The following is an 18,059-nucleotide window of genomic DNA, read 5'->3' as shown; positions in this document are numbered from 1 at the left end:
TGCCGGGGCCGCTTTGCGGCCCCCAACAACGTTGCGTTAACCGAGCTCTACGATTTCATACCCGTGGGTAATCTCAACCCCCGCGCGTTCGAGCATGATCGAAGCCGAGCAGTACTTCTCTGCCGACAGCTCCACTGCCCGCTTGACCTGCGCTTCTTTCAGCCCACGCCCTTTCACCACAAAGTTCATGTGAATCTTGGTAAACACCTTCGGATCTTCGCTGGCACGCTCGGCTTCCAGGAACGCCTCGCAGCTTTCTACCGCTTGGCGCGATTTCTTCAGAATGCTCACCACGTCAAAGCTGCTGCAGCCACCCAGGCCCAACAGCAACATTTCCATCGGGCGCACACCCAGGTTGCGGCCGCCGGCCTCAGGCGGGCCGTCCATCACGACGACATGGCCACTCCCCGATTCGCCGAGGAACATGGCCTCACCGGCCCACTGGATACGTGCCTTCATCTACCCGGACTCCTGATATTCGGAAAAGGGTGTCAGCTTAGACCTTGTAAGGCCGTGCGAAAAGCACGAGACGTATCGGTTTAATACCGAAACATCCGGAGACGTCTGATAAGCTGGCGCCAAATGAATGGCGCTCGCCGCCAGACAACCTTATAAAAAGCCTATGCGGCGTATCGAACAGGATTTCGTGATGGTTGCCTCCGCCCTACCCGCCAAGATCAAGAACATCGACAAACTGTTGGTACACTGCCAGCGCCGCCGCTACACCGCCAAAAGCAACATCATCTGCGCCGGCGACCGCGCCGAGACACTGTCATTCATCATCAAGGGCTCGGTGACCATCCTCATCGAAGACGAGGATGGCCGCGAAATGATTATCGCCTATCTCAACAATGGCGATTTCTTCGGCGAGCTCGGGCTGTTCGAACCGGTTGACGGCGAACAGCAGCGCAGTGCCTGGGTGCGAGCCAAGACCGAGTGCGAAGTGGCGGAAATCAGCTACGACAAGTTTCGCGAACTGGCGCGCCAAGACCCGGAAATCCTCTATGCCCTGGGCGGCCAGATGGCCCAGCGCCTGCGCAACACCACACGCAAGGTCGGTGACCTGGCGTTTTTCGACGTCACCGGCCGGGTTGCCCGTTGCCTGCTGGAATTGTGTAAACAACCCGACGCCATGACCCACCCCGACGGCATGCAGATCAAGATCACCCGTCAGGAAATCGGCCGAATCGTCGGTTGTTCCAGGGAAATGGTCGGCCGCGTCCTCAAGGACCTTGAGGAGCGCAGCCTGGTGCAGGTCAAAGGCAAGACCATGGTGGTCTACGGTACCCGCTAGCCCCTGGGCAGTTCGGCAAGCACCTTGGCGTAGGCCTGCGACAAGCGCTCAAACCAGGGTGCTGCGGGCGCCACTTCATGCAAGGCGATATGTGCATCAGCGCGGCAGCGTTGCTCAAGCTCGCAGCACTCATTAAAGCGGTTGACCGCTGCCACCATCGACTCCCGCTCGTTGTCCAGCAGCAACGCACCGTGTACCAGTACCACCGGGCGCTTGCCGCCCAGGCCCTGGCGCCAGCGCTGGGCGGTGCCCACCAGCTTGCGGCCATTGAGGTTGACGTTGTAGCGACCATCGCAGAACGCCCCGTCTATCTCCCCCACCGACGCCACCCCGCCCCACTCGCGCAGTACCTCGCACAGCGGCAGGCACAGGCGCTCGTAGGCGCTTTCGATACGGCCGTGATCGCCTTCGCTGCGCGGGGCAACGTAGACCAGGGCAACGTTGACAGTGGAATGGGACTGAGGCACCGGCTCACCGCCAGTCTCGCGCAGCAGCACCGGCCAGCCGGCAATCGCCAGCTCCGCACAGGCGGCCTCGAAGTTTTCCAGACGGCTCATGCGCCGGGGCATGACCAGCGCATGGTCGGTGGGTCGCCAGAACAGCACACCGTTTTCGCGTTCGCCGCGGCAAACGGCGGCCAGCAGTTCCTGTTCGGTGTGCAGGCCTTGTTCGACGGTCAGGGCCAGGGGTTGATCGGTCATTGATCCACCTTTGATGTTGTTTTTGATGGCCTCTTCGCGGGCTAGCCCGCTCCTACAGAGGGAGCACACCCACTGTAGGCGCGGGTTTGCCCGCGAAGCGGCCCTGGCAGGCATACAAAAAAGCCGGCAAAAAAGCCGGCTTCATTTGATCAGTCAAGATGCTGAACAGTCTTCTTCACCTGTTCCGGGAAGAACAACCGCTGCAACTCCAGCCCAGGCTGCTCGGCGCGCATGAACGCTTCGCCCACCAGGAACGAGTAAACCTCGTTGATTGCCATCAGCTCGACATCGGCCCGGTTGAGAATACCGCTCTCGGTAATCGCCAGGCGATCACGCGGAATGCGCGGCAGCAGGTCAAGGGTGGTTTCCAGGCTGACCTCGAAGGTGTGCAGGTTGCGGTTATTCACCCCCACCAGCGGCGTATCCAGGGTTTTCAGCGCGCGCTCCAGCTCATCGCCATCGTGCACTTCCACCAGCACGTCCAGGCCGACGTCTTTTGCAGTCGCGGCCAGCTCGGCCATCTTCACGTCATCCAGTGCCGAGACGATCAGCAGCACGCAATCCGCGCCCAAGGCCCGGGCTTCGACGATCTGGTAAGGGTCGACCATGAAGTCTTTGCGGATCACCGGCAGCGAAACTGCCGCGCGGGCCTGCTGCAGGTACTCATCGGCACCCTGGAAGTAATCGACATCGGTCAGCACCGACAGGCAGGTAGCACCGCCCTTCTCGTAGCTGACAGCGATTTCCGCCGGCACGAAGTGCTCGCGGATCACGCCCTTGCTCGGCGAAGCCTTCTTGATCTCGGCGATCACCGCTGGCTGCTTGCGCCTGGCCTGTTCGATCAGCGCGTTGGCGAAACCACGCGGGGCATCGGCGGCCTTGGCCAGGCCTTCCAGCTCGGCGAGGCTGACGCGCGCACTGCGCTCGGCCACTTCCTGGAACTTGCGGGCAATGATCCTTTCCAGCACCGTCGGCACACTCATGCTTCGTTCTCCACCTTGAATACTGCAGTAAAGGCACCCAGTTCCTGCAGCTTCTCCCAGGCCAGCCCGGTGTGCAGTACGTCGTGGGCCAGTTCCACACCTTGAGCCAGGCTCATCGCATGATCGGCGGCATACAGTGCCGCGCCCGCATTGAGCACGATCATTTCCGCAGCCTTCTGGCCGTTTTCGGTCTTGCGACGGCCCAGAGCATCGCGAATCAGCTCCAGCGAGGCCTGTGGGTTTTCGACGGCAAGGCCATGCAAGCTCTGGCTTTTCATGCCGAGGTCTTCCGGTTCGACCCAGTATTCAGTAATTGTGTCGTTCTTCAGTTCGGCAACAAAGGTGGGGGCAGCCAGGCTGAACTCATCCAGGCCGTCCTTCGAATGCACCACCAGCACATGCTTGCTACCCAGGCGTTGCAGCACCTCGGCCAACGGGCGGCACAGGGTCTGGGCGAAAACGCCAACCACCTGATGCTTCACTCCGGCCGGATTCGTAAGCGGGCCGAGCATGTTGAACAGGGTACGCAACCCCAGCTCACGACGCGGACCGGCGGCATGCTTCATGGCCGAGTGATGGCTTTGCGCGAACATGAAGCCGATGCCCAGGCTGTCAATGCAGCGAGCCACCTGGGTTGGCGTCAGGTTAAGATAGATGCCGGCAGCTTCCAGCAGGTCGGCACTGCCGCTCTTGCCGGAAACCGCGCGGTTACCATGCTTGGCAACAGTACAGCCCGCCGCCGCCAGGACGAACGACGACGCGGTGGACACGTTGAATATATTGGCGCCATCACCGCCGGTGCCGACGATATCGACCACGCCATCCAGGCTTTTCAGCTCAACCTTGTCGGCCAGCTCACGCATCACCGACACCGCGCCGACGATTTCGTCGATGCTTTCACTCTTCATGCGCATGCCCATCAGAAAGGCGCCGATCTGCGCCTCGCTGCACTGGCCGGTCATGATCTGGCGCATGACATCGCGCATTTCTTCGGTAGACAGGTCCAGGTGGCCGACGATACGGCTCAATGCGCTCTTGATATCCATGTTCGATCCTTAGCGGCGGCCGCCGGTCTGCTGGAGAAAGTTGGCGAACAGCTCGTGGCCCTGCTCGGTCAGGATCGACTCGGGGTGGAACTGCACCCCTTCGATATTCAGGGTTTTGTGGCGAAGGCCCATGATTTCGTCCACCGAGCCGTCTTCATGGGCGGTCCAGGCAGTCACTTCCAGGCAATCGGGCAAGGTTTCGCGCTTGACCACCAGCGAGTGGTAGCGGGTAACGGTCAGCGGGTTGTTGAGGCCGGTGAACACGCCCAGGTCGCGGTGGTGTACCGGGCTGGTCTTGCCGTGCATCACCTGGCGGGCGCGCACCACGTCACCGCCAAAGGCCTGGCCGATGGACTGATGCCCCAGGCACACGCCCAGAATCGGCAGCTTGCCAGCAAAATGCAGGATGGCCTCGATGGACACACCCGCCTCGCTCGGCGTGCAAGGGCCTGGGGATACCACGATCCGCTCGGGGTTGAGGGCTTCAATCTGGGCAATGGTCATTTCGTCATTGCGAATGACCTTGACCTCGGCACCCAGCTCGCCAAGGTACTGGACGACGTTGTAAGTGAATGAGTCGTAATTGTCGATCATCAGTAACATGGTGTTAAACCTCTTGAATTTACTGACTTCAGAATTCGAACCTTCTTGCCACCGCCACAGGCACGGCTTCGCCACACAGGGCAGTAAAGAAGAAGGCAAACGGGGGCGAGCCGGGCGGGCCGGCAGGGGATAAAGTCAGGCGCGCCAACGCCAACGGGCGTGGGCCTTGATTACGCGCATCAAGAGTTTACTGACGATCAACACAGGATAGGTCTCGCTCATACGTTCCGGCACAGTAGCCTACCGGGGCGGCGGGCGCAATATGCCTGCAAACACGGGGAAACGAATGGACTTGGGAGGGATGCACTGCGATTTGCTAAGGTCGATCAGGCAGTCCTTGATAAAAACAAAGAAAAGGATGTTCCCTGATGCGAAAAGCCCCGTTAATGCGCTTTACCCTCGCTTCATTGGCCCTGGCCTGCAGCCAGGTATTCGCAGGTCCCTCACCTTATTCCACGCTGATCGTGTTTGGCGACAGCCTCGCCGACGCCGGGCAATTTCCCGATCTGACTGGCGGTACCCCAGGCGCCCGGTTTACCAACCGCGATGCCGACGGTAACTTTGCCCCGGTGTCACCGATGATCCTCGGTGGCCGACTGGGCGTTGCACCCGATGACCTGAACCCGTCGACATCGACAGGCATCCGGCCCGATGGCAACAACTGGGCTGTCGGTGGCTATACCACCCAGCAGATCCTGGATTCGATCACGACAACTTCCGAGACTGTCATCCCGCCAGGAAACCCCGGCGCCGGCCTGGTGCTGCGTGAAAAGGCGGGCTACCTGGCCAACGGCCTGCGTGCCGACCCCAACGCGCTTTACTACGTGACGGGCGGCGGCAACGACTTCCTCCAAGGCCTGGTAAACAGCCCGGCCGACGCCGTGGCCGCCGGCGCCCGCCTTGCGGCCAGCGCCCAGGCACTGCAACAAGGTGGCGCCCGCTACATCATGGTCTGGCTGCTGCCCGACCTCGGCCAAACGCCCAACTTCAGCGGCACGCCGCAACAAAACCCGCTTTCACTGCTGTCTGGCGCATTCAACCAGTCGCTGCTCAGCCAACTGCGGCAGATCGATGCCGAGATCATCCCGCTGAACATCCCTGTGCTGCTGAGCGAGGCACTGGCCAGCCCCAACCAGTTCGGCCTGGCCAGCGACCAGAACCTGGTCGGCACCTGCTACAGCGGCAACAGCTGCGTGGAAAACCCGGTGTACGGTATCAATGGCACAACCCCGGACCCGACTAAACTGCTGTTCAACGACTCGGTGCACCCGACCATCGCCGGCCAGCAACTGATTGCCGACTACGCCTATTCGATCATCTCCGCCCCCTGGGAGCTTACCCTGCTCCCCGAAATGGCACATGCCAGCCTGCGCGCCCATCAGGATGAGCTGCGCAACCAATGGCAGACACCCTGGCAAGCAGTTGGCCAATGGCAGGCCTTCGTCGCCACCGGTGCCCAGGACCTGGACTTCGACGGCCAGCACAGCGCGGCCAGCGGCGATGGCCGCGGCTATAACCTGACACTGGGCGGCAGCTACCGGTTGAACGACGCCTGGCGCCTGGGCCTGGCCGGCGGCGCGTACCGGCAAAAGCTGGAGGCCGGCGCCAATGATTCGGACTACAAACTGAACAGCTACTTGGCCAGCGCCTTCGCCCAATACCGCCAGGACCGCTGGTGGGCCGATGCTGCGCTGACCGCCGGGCATCTGGACTACAGCGACCTCAAGCGCACCTTCGCCCTTGGCGTGAACGAGCGCAGCGAAAAGGGCGACACCGACGGCGAGGCCTGGGCGATGTCCGGGCGGCTGGGCTACAACCTGGCGGCAGACAGCAGCAATTGGCAGCTGGCGCCATTCATCAGTGCCGACTATGCGCGCGTGAAAGTGGATGGGTACAACGAGAAGAGCGGGCGTTCGACAGCACTGGGCTTCGATGACCAGGAACGCACGTCACGCCGCTTGGGCCTGGGGTTGCTGGGCAGCGTGCAGGTGCTGCCAGGTACCCGGCTGTTCGCCGAGGTGGCACAGGAGCATGAGTTCGAGGATGACCAGCAGGATGTGACGATGCACCTGACCAGCTTGCCCGCCAATGACTTCACCCTGACCGGTTATACGCCGCACAGCGACCTGACCCGTGCGAGCCTGGGGGTGAGCCATGAAGTGGTCGCAGGGGTGCATTTGCGCGGGAACTACAACTGGCGCAAGAGTGATGAGTTGACGCAGCAGGGGGTGAGCCTGGGGGTGAGCGTGGACTTCTGAATTGATGGGGCTGCTTGGCAGCCCCAATCTGTTTATTTAGCCAACGTCTGCTCTGCAAGCGCCACGGCACGGAACATCGCCCGGCGCTTGTTGATGGTTTCTTCCCACTCCAGCGCCGGCACCGAGTCGGCAACGATGCCACCACCGGCCTGCACATGCAGTTCACCGTCCTTGATCACGGCAGTACGGATGGCGATCGCGGTGTCCATGTTGCCGTTCCAGGCAAAATAGCCGACTGCACCACCGTAGACCCCACGTTTGACCGGCTCCAGTTCGTCGATGATTTCCATTGCACGGATCTTCGGCGCACCCGACAGGGTGCCAGCCGGCAGGATCGCCCGCAGCGCATCCATCGCCGTCAGCCCTTCACGCAGCTGGCCGGTGACGTTGGAGACAATGTGCATCACGTTGGAGTAACGCTCGATGACCATCTTCTCGGTCAGGCGCACGCTGCCGGTCGAGGACACACGGCCAACGTCGTTGCGGCCCAGGTCGATCAGCATCAGGTGTTCGGCGATTTCCTTGTCGTCCGACAGCAGGTCGTCTTCCAGCGCGCGGTCGGCTTCTTCAGTCGCGCCACGCGGGCGGGTACCGGCAATCGGGCGCACGGTGACCAGGTTGTCCTCGACCCGCACCAGCACCTCGGGCGAGCTGCCGACCACATGGAAGTCGCCGAAGTTGAAGAAGTACATGTACGGCGTCGGGTTGAAGCAGCGCAGCGCACGATACAGGTCGATGGGCGCAGCCTTGAAGTCGATCGACATGCGTTGCGACGGCACCACCTGCATGCAGTCGCCGGCCAGGATGTACTCCTTGATACGGCCGACCGCGTTCTCGTAGTCGTCGCGGGTATAGCTGGAGCGGAATTCCGGCTCGGCGGCCTGCGGGCCACTCAGGTCCAGGCCTCGGCGCGGGGTGATCGGCTGGCGCAGCGTTTCCAGCAGGCCTTGCAGGCGTGCCTGGCCCTGTTCAAAGGCCTGATCTTCAGCCGGGTCGACCAGCACAATCGCGTGCATCTTGCCTGCCAGGTTGTCGAACACCACCACCGCATCGGACACCATCAGCAGGATATCCGGCACGCCCAACGGGTCTGGGTTGGGGCTGGCGCCAAGGCGCTTTTCCACGTAACGCACACAATCATAGCCAAAGTAGCCGACCAGGCCGCCGTTGAAGCGCGGCAGACCAGGGATGTCAGCGACCTTGTAACGGTCCTTGAAACTTTCGACAAAGGCCAGCGGGTCTTCGACATCATGGCTTTCCACCTCGACGCCATCCTGCAGGATACTGACGTGATAGCCGTGCACCCGCATCACCGTGCGCGATGGCAGGCCGATCATCGAGTAGCGGCCCCACTTCTCGCCGCCTTGCACCGATTCGAGCAGGTACGAGTTGGGCTGGTCAGCCAGTTTCAGGTAGATCGACAGCGGCGTGTCGAAGTCGGCCAGGGTTTCGCAGGCCAGTGGAATGCGGTTGTAGCCGGCAGCGGCCAGGCGCAGGAATTCTTCGCGGTTCATGAGTAGCCTCGTGGCAAGCAGCAATAGGTCAGGCAAACGGACGGGCCGGCACGCGCCGGCAGGCTGAAGTCAGGCGCGCCAACGCCAACGGGCCAGGGCCTTGATGACTTTCATCCAGAATTTGCCAGTAACCACCACGGTGGGCTCTCTGTCTTGTGAGGCTTGAAGGTTGGCCAACGTTATCCCAGTGGCCGGGTCTGCGCAACCGGGCAGCAGTGCGCGCAGGTCGTCGATCACCAGGTTGGGAGATTCGTCCTGGATCGGCCGGCCATGGTTGTAGCCATAGGTCAGCCCTACGCACTGCACGCCAGCCGCCTTGGCCGCCAGCACGTCGCTGCGCGAATCGCCGACAAACAGCGACTGCTGCGGGGTAACGCTGGCCATCTGCATGACGAAGAGCAAAGCCGCCGGGTCGGGCTTTTTCTGCGGCAGGGTGTCGCCGCCAATGATCCAGCGGAAGTAGCGGCCGATTTTCATCTGGTCCAGCAGCGGGCCGACGAAGCGCTCGGGCTTGTTGGTGATCAGCGCCATTTCCACGCCCTGTTTGCGCAGCCAGCGCAGGGTGTCCTGCACACCGGGATAGACCACCGTCAGCTCGTGGCTTTCAGCATAAGCGTCCATGAACAGCGCCAGCGCCTGGTCGGCCAGCGCATCGTCCACCGCGGCGTGGTCGATGCCACCTGCAAGCGCCCGGCGCACCAGCACCTGGGCGCCGTTGCCGACCCAGTGGCGGACTGCCTCAAGGCCTGCGGGCGGGCGCCCCAGTTCGAGCAGCATGCGGTCCACGGCGGCAGCCAGGTCTGGCACGGAATCGATCAGGGTACCGTCCAGATCGAACATCACCAGCCTGGGCAGCGTCCCCGGGAACAGCTGCTCGAAGCCACTCATGGGCGGGCCTGAGCCAGTTCGGCGCGCATCTTGGCGATGACTTCCTGGTAGTCCGGGGCGTTGAAGATCGCCGAACCGGCCACGAAGGTGTCAGCGCCAGCGGCAGCGATCTCGCGGATGTTATTGACGTTGACGCCACCGTCGATTTCCAGGCGGATATCACGGCCGCTGGCGTCGATCAGCGCACGCGCCTCGCGCAGCTTGTCGAGGGTGCCAGGGATGAACTTCTGCCCGCCAAAGCCTGGGTTGACGCTCATCAGCAGCACCATGTCGATCTTGTCCATCACGTACTTCAGGGCATCCAGGCTGGTGGCCGGGTTGAACACGAGGCCGGCCTTGCAACCGCCGTCCTTGATCAGTTGCAACGAACGGTCGATGTGCTGCGTGGCTTCCGGGTGAAACGTGATGTAAGTGGCGCCGGCTTCGATGAAGTCGCCGATGATGCGGTCGACCGGGCTGACCATCAGGTGCACGTCGATCGGTGCGGTAACACCGTACTTGCGCAGGGCAGTGCAGACCATCGGGCCAATGGTCAGGTTGGGAACGTAGTGGTTGTCCATGACATCGAAGTGGACGATGTCGGCACCCGCAGCCAATACCTTGTCGACGTCTTCACCCAGGCGGGCGAAATCGGCAGAGAGGATGGAGGGGGCAATAGCGTAGGGCTGCATGGCGCACCTGTTGGCAGAATCACGGTGGCGCGCATTGTAACCCAGGCGAACGGATGAGGGCTGATTGGTATCACATGATCCCGACCGATACCCAAGAGCCTTGCACTGCCTGAGCTGGCCTCATCGCCGGCAAGCCAGCTCCCACAGGGTTCTCCACAGGCCTTATGAGATGCAGGGTCCTGTTGAGATCTCTGTGGGAGCTGGCTTGCCGGCGATGAGGCCAGCGCAGACGCCTGAAAATCAGGCCGGCTGCTGGGTTCTCAGCTTCTCGCTGCGCCCACGCAACCACTCCAGGGTCAGCAGCAACACCACCGAGAAAGCAATCAGCAAGGTCGCCGCCGCAGCAATGGTCGGGCTCAGGTTTTCGCGGATACCACTGAACATCTGCCTCGGCAGGGTTGCCTGCTCCGGCCCGGCCAGGAACAGCGTCACCACCACCTCGTCAAACGACGTCGCAAAGGCGAACAGCGCCCCTGAGATCACCCCGGGTGCAATCAGCGGCAAGGTCACGCGGCGGAAGGTCAACAGCGGCGACGCACCCAGGCTGGCAGCCGCCCGCACCAGGTTGTAGTTGAAGCCCTGCAAGGTTGCCGACACGGTAATGATGACAAACGGCACACCCAGCACCGCATGCACCAGAATCAGCGAGGTAAAGCTGTTGCCCATGCCCAGCGGGGCGAAGAACAGGTAGCTGGCCACACCGATGATCACCACCGGCACCACCATCGGTGAAATCACCAGCGCCATCACCAGCGACTTGCCGGGAAAATCACCACGGGTCAGGCCAATGGCTGCCAGGGTGCCAAACACCATGGCCAAGACCGTGGCCGCCGGGGCGACGATGATGCTGTTCTTCAGCGCCCGCATCCACTCGGCCGAGCCGAAGAAGTCCTGGTACCACTGCAGCGAAAAGCCCTGCAGCGGGTACACCAGGAAGCTGCCACTGTTGAACGACAGCGGCACGATCACCAGCACTGGCAAGATGAGGAACAGCAGGATCAGACCGCAAAGAATGCGCAGGCTGTAGAACCAGACCCGCTCCACGGGCGACATGTATGGGCTCAGCATGACAAGGCTCCTCAGCTCAGGCGCAGGCGGCTGGCGCCGACCAGCCAGCTATAGATCAGGTACAACAGCACGGTAGCCAGCAGCAACAGCCCGCCCAGTGCGGTGGCCATGCCCCAGTTGATGCTGGTGTTGGTGTAGAAGGCAACGAAGTAGCTGACCATCTGGTCGTTCGGGCTACCCAGCAGCGCCGGGGTGATGTAGTAGCCGATTGCCAGGATGAACACCAGCAGGCAACCCGCGCCAACACCGGCATAGGTCTGCGGGAAGTACACCCGCCAGAAGCTGGCGAACGGGTGGCAGCCCAGCGAGATCGCGGCACGCATGTAGCTCGGCGAAATGCCCTTCATCACGCTGTACAGCGGCAGGATCATGAATGGCAGCAGAATGTGCACCATGGAGATGTACACACCGGTGCGGTTGAACACCAGTTCCAGCGGCTGATCGATGATACCCATGGCCATCAGTGCACTGTTGATCAGGCCACCCGATTGCAACAGCACGATCCACGCCGCCACCCGCACCAGGATCGAGGTCCAGAAGGGCAGCAGCACCAGAATCATCAGCAGGTTGCTTTGCCGGGTCGGCAGGTTGGCCAGGAGGTAGGCCAGCGGGTAAGCCAGCACCAGGCAGATGGCGGTAATCACCACACCCATCCACAGGGTGCGGGCAAAGATATCCAGGTAAATGGCCTGGTCCGGGGTGGCCTTGGCCAGCTCGCCCAGGTCGTCGATGCGATGGTCCACCGAAGCCAGCAGGTAGAAGGAGGTCACGGTACTGGTGTTGCGGCGTATCGCCTGCCAATAGGCCGGGTCGCCCCAACGTTCGTCGACGGCCTGCAAAGCGTCTTTATAAGAGGCAGGTTCTGCCTTGAATGGCAGTGCCCGGGCTGTCTTGGTCAACAAGCTGCGGTAGCCGGCCAGTTCCATGTTCAAGCGTTTGGACAGGTCGCCAAGGGTCTGGTTCTTGCGTGACTCGGCCAGGTCCTGGCTCAGCGCCTTGTACACATCCTCGCCCGGCAGGCTCTTGCCATCCCACTGGGTGATGATGTCTACCGTGCGTGGCAGGCCGCCCACCACTTCCGGGTTGCCGACACTCTTGTACAGCAGCGCCGCAATCGGCACCAGGAACACCAGCAGAAGAAACAGCGCCAGCGGCGCGATCAACGCCTGCGCCTTCCAGCGGTTGACCCGCTCGGCGTGTTTCAGGCGCTGCTTGAGACTTGGACCTGCGCCTTCGTTGAGGGGCACTGCAATGGCCATGGCGAACTCCGCGATACGAACTGAAAATGGGGCTGCTGTGCAGCCCATCGCCGGCAAGCCAGCGCCCACAGGTACTGCACCGGCTTCAAGACTTCTGATCCCTGTCCCTTACAGGTACTGCATTGGCTTGCGGGATTACGCGCTCCCTGTGGGCGCTGGCTTGCCGGCGATGGGCCGCATGGCGGCCCTGCTTTGCGGTTTGTTACTTCTTCGCCGCCCAGGCGTTGAAGCGTTGCTCCAGCTGCTCGCTGTTGTCGGCCCAGAAGGCCACGTCGATCTGCACCTGATTGGCGATGTTTTCAGGCGTGGTCGGCATGTCCTTCTTCACCTCGTCCGACAGCAGGCTCACGGCCTTGGAATTGGCCGGGCCATAGGCGATGTTCTCGGAGTAGATCTTCTGCTGCTCGGGCTTGACGCTGTAGGCGATGAATTTCTTCGCCTCTTCGACGTTTTTGGCACCTTTAGGAATTGCCCAGGCGTCAAAGTCGTAGATGCCGCCGTTCCACACCACCTTGAGGTTGCTCTCTTTCTGCACAGCGGCAATACGGCCGTTGTAGGCAGAGCTCATGACCACGTCGCCTGAAGCCAGGAACTGCGGTGGCTGTGCGCCAGCTTCCCACCACTGGATGCTGGGCTTGAGTTCATCGAGCTTCTTGAACGCGCGGTCTTGGCCTTCCTTGGTCGCCAGCACTTTGTAGACGTCCTTGGGCGCAACGCCATCGGCCATCAATGCGAATTCCATCGTGTATTTGGCGCCCTTGCGCAGGCCACGCTTACCTGGGAACTGCTTGGTGTCCCAGAAATCGGCCCAACTGGTAGGTGCGGTCTTGAGTTTGTCGGCGTTGTAGGCCATGACCGTGGACCAGACGAAGAAGCCAACGCCGCAAGGCTGGATGGCACCCGGTACATAATCGGCCTCGTTGCCGAACAGGGCGGGGTCGAGCTCTTCGAACATGCCCTCATCGCAACCGCGCGCCAGCTCTGGCGACTCAACCTCTACCAGGTTCCACGACACGCTCTTGGTGTCGACCATGGCCTTGACCTTGGCCATTTCGCCGTTGTATTCACCGGCGACGATCTTGCCGTTACCCGCCTTCTCCCATGGCTCGTAGAACGCTTTGACCTGGGCGGCCTTGTTGGCGCCTCCGAACGAGATCACGGTAAGGTCTGCGGCCATGGCCTGGCCAGCGGCGAACAGCCCCAGGGCCAGGGCGGTCAATTTCAACTGCTTGCGCATTCTTATTCTCTCCACAGTACAGGGTTGGTGAAGCAATCCATCAATGGGCTTCGGCAATCGGATCGAGCGCGCGGGCGTGCTCCACCTCCCAGCCCAGCGGTACCACATCGCCCACGGCCAGGGCCGGGTCGAGCTCGGCAATCGGCTGTTTCACGAAGAAATCGGCCTTGCCGCAAACTTCCAGACGCACCCGCACGTGGTCGCCCAGGTAAATGAATTCGGCCACCCGGCCAGAGAAGCGGTTGACGCAGCTCTCGCTGTGGCCATTCAGGCGCACACGCTCCGGGCGGATCGACAGGGTGACCGGCTCGCCGGCCTGGCCGACGTTCACCGCCAGCGCCTCGACCCGCTCGCCACGCGGCAGCTGCACCTGGCAGCGCTTGCCATCGCTGGCCAGCAGGGTGCCGTTGATGCGGTTGTTCTCGCCGATGAAGTTTGCAACGAAGGTATTGCAGGGTTCTTCGTACAGCGTGCGCGGGTCGGCGATCTGCTGGATCTCGCCCTGGTGGAACACCGCCACGCGGTCGGACATGGTCAGCGCTTCGCCCTGATCGTGGGTCACGTACACCACGGTCACACCGAGGCGCTGGTGGATGTGCTTGATCTCCATCTGCATGTGTTCACGCAGTTGCTTGTCCAACGCGCCGAGCGGTTCGTCCATCAGCACCAGTTGCGGCTCGAACACCAGCGCACGGGCCAAGGCCACCCGCTGCTGCTGGCCACCGGAAAGCTGGCCGGGGTAGCGCTTGGCGAAAGCATCAAGCTGGACCATGTTCAGCACGCGTTTGACCCGCTCGCTGACGTCGGTCTTGCTCAGGTTGCGTACGGTCAGCGGAAAGGCCAGGTTCTCGGCCACGGTCATGTGCGGGAACAGCGCGTAGTTCTGGAACACCATGCCGATGTCGCGCTTGTGCGGCGGCACGTTGTTGATCGAGCGCCCGGCCAGCTGGATTTCACCGGCGGTAGGGGTTTCGAAGCCGGCCAGCATCATAAGGCTGGTGGTCTTGCCGGAGCCGGACGGGCCAAGCAGGGTGAGGAACTCGCCCTTGCGGATGTCCAGGTTGAGGTCTTTGACGATCAGCGACTCGCCGTCGTAGCTCTTCTGCACACCACGGAAGCTGACCAGCGTTTCGCTGGTTGCAGCGTTCGACTTCGCCTCGCTCATGCCTGCACCTTCTTGTTGGATGACTGCGTAGGCCAAAGCGTAGAAGAGGCGCAAGCGCCCGGAAATCGGGGGCACTGAGAGAATGCCATCATCCGGATGGAAGATTTGTTGTAGGGATTGCCCTACAAAGATGGCGGGATTGGAATGCCCTTGCGAGCCAACCACTAAACCTGTGGGAGCGGGCATGCCCGCGAAGAGGCCGGCTCAGCCATAGAGATCAGCAGGCCAGGCCCTTTCGCGGGCATGCCCGCTCCCACGGAGGGTTCGGCAAGCTTCGGGCACGGGGATGTCGCAATCAGACCAGCTTGTGTTCCATGGCGTACTTCACCAACTCCGCCAGCGAGTTCACTTTCAGCTTTTGCATCAAGCGCGCCTTGTGGGTGCTGATGGTCTTGCTCGACAGCGCCAGCTGCTGGGCAATGTCGTTGACGTTGGCCCCTTGGGCCAGGCGCTCGAACACCGAGAACTCCCGCTCCGACAACAGCGTGTGCAATGGTCGGGACTCGGTCAGGCCCACTTCGAACACCATGCGGTCGGCCAGCGACGGGTCGATGTAACGCCCACCCCCCGCTACCCGGCGAATTGCAGTCAGTAGCAGCGCCGGGTCACTGTCCTTGGTGGCATAGCCCGCTGCACCGGCTTTAAGCGCCCGCGCCGCCATCTGGGCCTCGTCGTGCATCGACAGCATCAGGATTGCCGGGGCATCGTGCAATGCACGGATCCGCGGGATCGCCTCCAGGCCGTTCACACCTGGCATCGAGATATCCAGCAGCACCACCTCGCACGGTGTGTAGCGCAGGGTTTCGAGCAGTTGCTCGCCATTCCCGGCCTCCCCTACCACCTGCATGTCCTTGGCCAGGCCAATCAACTGCTTGATGCCTTCACGGACAATGGTGTGGTCTTCGGCCACCAGTACTCGAATCACGATTGCTCTCCTACTCCAACGGAATGGCCACACTCAGGCTGGTGCCTTCGCCTGGTTCACTGTCCAGCACCATGCTGCCCCCCAGCATCAGCACCCGCTCGCGAACACCCACCAGGCCAAATGAAGTGGGCCGGGTCTGCTCGCGGCAAAAGCCTCGGCCATCATCGCTGACCGTCATACGCAGCCGCCCCTCTTCACGCACCAGTTCGATCTCCACGCTGTGCGCCTGAGCGTGACGCATCACGTTCGTCAGCGCCTCCTGCAGGATACGAAACAGGCCGGTGGCCTTGGCATCGCTCAATGCTGGCAGATTATCCGGCACTTGTACCAGGCAGGGGATCTGCGTGCGGGCTTCGAAGCGCCGTGCCTGCCATTCGATGGCCGAAGCAATGCCGGCGTCGAGGATCGGCGGACGCAAGGCAGTGGCAACATCACGTACCAGCTGGAACAGCTGGGCGATCAAGCGCTTCATGCTTGCCAGGCGCTCATTCAGGCCGGCGTCCAACTCGGCAAACGCCAGCTCGCACATCGACACCTCCAGCTTGAGCACAGTCAGCATCTGCCCCAGCTCGTCATGCACTTCCCGGGCGATGCGGGCTTTTTCTTCCTCGCGCACGCTCTCCAGGTGGGCCGACAGCTCGCGCAACTGTTCCTGGGAACGGGCCAGTGCCAGTTCTGCCCGTTTGCCCTGAGTGATGTCCCATACCACACCGTCCCATACCACCTGGCCGTTGGCCAGTCGCCGGGTACTGGCCTTGATGTCCGCCCAGCGTTGTTCACCCTGGCGAGTCAGGATGCGCCCCTGCCAGGACCAGTCCTGGTCGCTGGCCAAGGCCAGGTCCTGGACGCGGTGGTAATCGGCGCGGTCTTCGGGGTGAACCAGGTTGCGCAGGCCCATCTGTGGGTGTTGGATCTCGGCCGGCGCATACCCCACCAGCGCCTCGCTGCCCTCACTGATGTAGGGGAATTCCAGCTCGCCCTCGGCCGGGTCACGCTCCAGGCGAAACACCAGCCCCGGCACGTTGCCGGCAATGCCCTTGAGCCGCGCCTCGCTTTCTCGCAGTGCCGCCAGGGCGCGGTGGCGCTCGGTGACATCGGCAAGGTAGACCACCAGATATTCGGAATCACGAAAGCGCAGAAAGCTCAGGGACAGCTCGACCGGCAACAGGCTGTGGTCGGCCCGCCGGCACTGCGCCTCGAACTGGCCGACACCGCCCTCCCCCGTGCGAGCGCCTTTCCACAACTCCAGCCAACGGTCCATGGTCAGGCTTGGCTCAAAGGCGCTCAGCGGCCGCTCCAGCAGCTCGCCGTCGCCATAACCCAGCATGCGCTCGGCGGCATGGTTGGCGTAGCGTACGTGGCTGTCCCAGTTGACCCAGAGGATGCCCACCGTGCTCTGGTCGATGGCGAACTGGCTCAGGCGCAAGGCCTCTTCACGCACCTGTCGCTCCGCCAGGCTTTCCCGCGTGGCCAGCAGGCTGCGCTCCAGCTGACGCTGCTGCCGGCGTTGCCACACCAAGGTGGCCAAGGCACACAACAGCAACAAACCGAACAGCAACGCCAGGTTCTGCCAGAAGCCCGGCGACTCACTCAGGCGTGGGTATTTCGGCTGTAGCCAACGTTGGTGCAGCTGCTCCAGCTCTTTCGCCGGCAGCGCCTGCAGGCCACGTTCGAGCACATCGGCCAGCAGCGGCCAGTCGCGTCGAGAGCCGATGCGCAGCAGCTGCGGCAGGCCGATATCGCCGACTACCGCCAGCTCGCTGAACTCACTCTCGCGTGACAAGCGGCTGAGCTGGGCTTCATCCAGCACCGCAAAACTGGCCTGGCCACCCACCACCAGTTGCAAGGCCTCGCGCTCGTTGGGCACCCCCTGCAGGTTGAGGTTGCTGTAGTTGCCGCGCAGGTAATCGGCCAGCTGGCTTGGCATGCGCACGGCCACCCGCTGCTCGGCTTCAAGCTTTTCCAGCTCCACCGCCATGGCGCCGGTGCGCGGCCCCACCACCAGCTGCGGCACGCGCATGTACGGGTCGCTGAACAACCATAGGCGCAGGCTGGCCGGCGTCTGGGTAAGGCCAGGGGCGAAGTCGATTTCACCGCTCTGCAGGGCGTGTTCAAGGCTGGCCTGGTCGTTGAAGTTGCGCCAGGTGAGGTCCAGGTGCAGTGCCTGCGCCAGGCTGTTCACCAGTTCTACGTTGGCCCCGTACAGTTGCTGCAGGCGCCGGTCGAACTGGGCGTAGGGTGCCTGCAGCACCAGGCCGACGCGCACGTTGCGGTGCGCATCCAGCCACTGCTGCTGCGCAGGCTCCAGCGTAACGGTGGGCACCGCCTCGGGCCTGGCCAATGCAATCAAGGGCAGCCACAAGCAGCCGATAACCAACAGGCGACGTACTCGCTTCATCTAAACGCTCGTCTTGGCAAAGGCGGCCATGCAGCATGGCCGTCACGGG

General features: G+C 62.5%; 16 protein-coding genes. 2 read left to right on the top strand and 14 right to left on the bottom strand.

Annotated features, from left to right (window positions below; genetic code table 11):
* Positions 1 to 36: 36 nt before the first annotated feature.
* Positions 37 to 459, bottom strand: coding sequence for an OsmC family protein (locus LU684_RS27480; RefSeq protein ID WP_004376171.1), 423 nt, complete (start codon positions 457 to 459; stop codon positions 37 to 39).
* Positions 460 to 649: 190 nt separating this feature from the next.
* Here LU684_RS27480 and crp point away from each other — a divergent pair, with 190 nt between their 5' ends.
* Complete coding sequence (crp, locus tag LU684_RS27475) at positions 650 to 1,294, top strand: cAMP-activated global transcriptional regulator CRP (RefSeq protein WP_024717954.1); 645 nt, start codon at positions 650 to 652, stop codon at positions 1,292 to 1,294.
* Here crp and LU684_RS27470 read toward each other — a convergent pair.
* The 4 genes from LU684_RS27470 to LU684_RS27455 all read right to left on the bottom strand — a co-directional run bounded on the left by LU684_RS27470 (position 1,291) and on the right by LU684_RS27455 (position 4,627).
* Entirely contained in the window at positions 1,291 to 1,995 is a 705-nt protein-coding gene (locus tag LU684_RS27470; RefSeq protein ID WP_197889203.1) for a lipoate--protein ligase family protein, read from the bottom strand. The genes crp and LU684_RS27470 overlap by 4 nt on opposite strands.
* A 149-nt stretch (positions 1,996 to 2,144) precedes the next feature.
* Entirely contained in the window at positions 2,145 to 2,978 is an 834-nt protein-coding gene (gene trpC / locus LU684_RS27465) for an indole-3-glycerol phosphate synthase TrpC (RefSeq protein WP_016484631.1), read from the bottom strand.
* On the bottom strand, positions 2,975 to 4,024 hold the full coding sequence (gene trpD / locus LU684_RS27460; RefSeq protein WP_023048031.1) for an anthranilate phosphoribosyltransferase: 1,050 nt from the start codon (positions 4,022 to 4,024) through the stop codon (positions 2,975 to 2,977). The genes trpC and trpD overlap by 4 nt, the downstream gene beginning before the upstream one ends.
* Before the next feature lie 9 nt (positions 4,025 to 4,033).
* On the bottom strand, positions 4,034 to 4,627 hold the full coding sequence (locus LU684_RS27455; protein ID WP_016484629.1) for an aminodeoxychorismate/anthranilate synthase component II: 594 nt from the start codon (positions 4,625 to 4,627) through the stop codon (positions 4,034 to 4,036).
* A gap of 368 nt (positions 4,628 to 4,995) precedes the next feature.
* Here LU684_RS27455 and estP point away from each other — a divergent pair, with 368 nt between their 5' ends.
* Complete coding sequence (estP, locus tag LU684_RS27450) at positions 4,996 to 6,885, top strand: esterase EstP (RefSeq protein ID WP_232895252.1); 1,890 nt, start codon at positions 4,996 to 4,998, stop codon at positions 6,883 to 6,885.
* A 32-nt stretch (positions 6,886 to 6,917) separates the two neighbouring features.
* On the opposite strand, the gene trpE is transcribed toward estP, so the two are convergent.
* The 9 genes from trpE to LU684_RS27405 all read right to left on the bottom strand — a co-directional run bounded on the left by trpE (position 6,918) and on the right by LU684_RS27405 (position 18,010).
* Positions 6,918 to 8,399 carry an anthranilate synthase component I gene (gene trpE / locus LU684_RS27445; protein ID WP_016484627.1) on the bottom strand — a complete coding sequence of 494 codons (1,482 nt, stop codon included), beginning with the start codon at positions 8,397 to 8,399 and terminating at the stop codon, positions 6,918 to 6,920.
* Between the two features lie 69 nt (positions 8,400 to 8,468).
* On the bottom strand, positions 8,469 to 9,287 hold the full coding sequence (locus tag LU684_RS27440) for a phosphoglycolate phosphatase (protein ID WP_016484626.1): 819 nt from the start codon (positions 9,285 to 9,287) through the stop codon (positions 8,469 to 8,471).
* Positions 9,284 to 9,958, bottom strand: a complete 675-nt coding sequence (gene rpe, locus LU684_RS27435; protein ID WP_016484625.1) for a ribulose-phosphate 3-epimerase — start codon at positions 9,956 to 9,958, stop codon at positions 9,284 to 9,286. Before rpe ends, LU684_RS27440 begins: the two co-directional genes overlap by 4 nt.
* A 240-nt stretch (positions 9,959 to 10,198) precedes the next feature.
* On the bottom strand, positions 10,199 to 11,026 hold the full coding sequence (locus tag LU684_RS27430) for an ABC transporter permease (RefSeq protein WP_003260880.1): 828 nt from the start codon (positions 11,024 to 11,026) through the stop codon (positions 10,199 to 10,201).
* 11 nt (positions 11,027 to 11,037) lie between these two features.
* The gene (locus tag LU684_RS27425) at positions 11,038 to 12,285 is read right to left on the bottom strand and encodes an ABC transporter permease (protein WP_016484624.1); all 1,248 of its coding nucleotides are present in this window, start codon (positions 12,283 to 12,285) and stop codon (positions 11,038 to 11,040) included.
* A 202-nt stretch (positions 12,286 to 12,487) separates the two neighbouring features.
* On the bottom strand, positions 12,488 to 13,522 hold the full coding sequence (locus LU684_RS27420; RefSeq protein ID WP_016484623.1) for an ABC transporter substrate-binding protein: 1,035 nt from the start codon (positions 13,520 to 13,522) through the stop codon (positions 12,488 to 12,490).
* Between the two features lie 40 nt (positions 13,523 to 13,562).
* Positions 13,563 to 14,687, bottom strand: coding sequence for an ABC transporter ATP-binding protein (locus tag LU684_RS27415; protein ID WP_016484622.1), 1,125 nt, complete (start codon positions 14,685 to 14,687; stop codon positions 13,563 to 13,565).
* Positions 14,688 to 14,982: 295 nt separating this feature from the next.
* Entirely contained in the window at positions 14,983 to 15,615 is a 633-nt protein-coding gene (locus LU684_RS27410) for a response regulator (RefSeq protein WP_172455960.1), read from the bottom strand.
* 7 nt (positions 15,616 to 15,622) lie between these two features.
* Entirely contained in the window at positions 15,623 to 18,010 is a 2,388-nt protein-coding gene (locus LU684_RS27405; RefSeq protein ID WP_023048198.1) for a PAS domain-containing sensor histidine kinase, read from the bottom strand.
* Positions 18,011 to 18,059 lie beyond the last annotated feature (49 nt).

It is taken from the genome of Pseudomonas sp. NMI542_15 (assembly GCF_021283425.1).
Lineage (GTDB): Bacteria > Pseudomonadota > Gammaproteobacteria > Pseudomonadales > Pseudomonadaceae > Aquipseudomonas > Aquipseudomonas fortuita.
The sequence above is the reverse complement of the archived record's forward strand: the minus strand, read 5'-3'. Positions and strand labels throughout refer to the sequence as shown.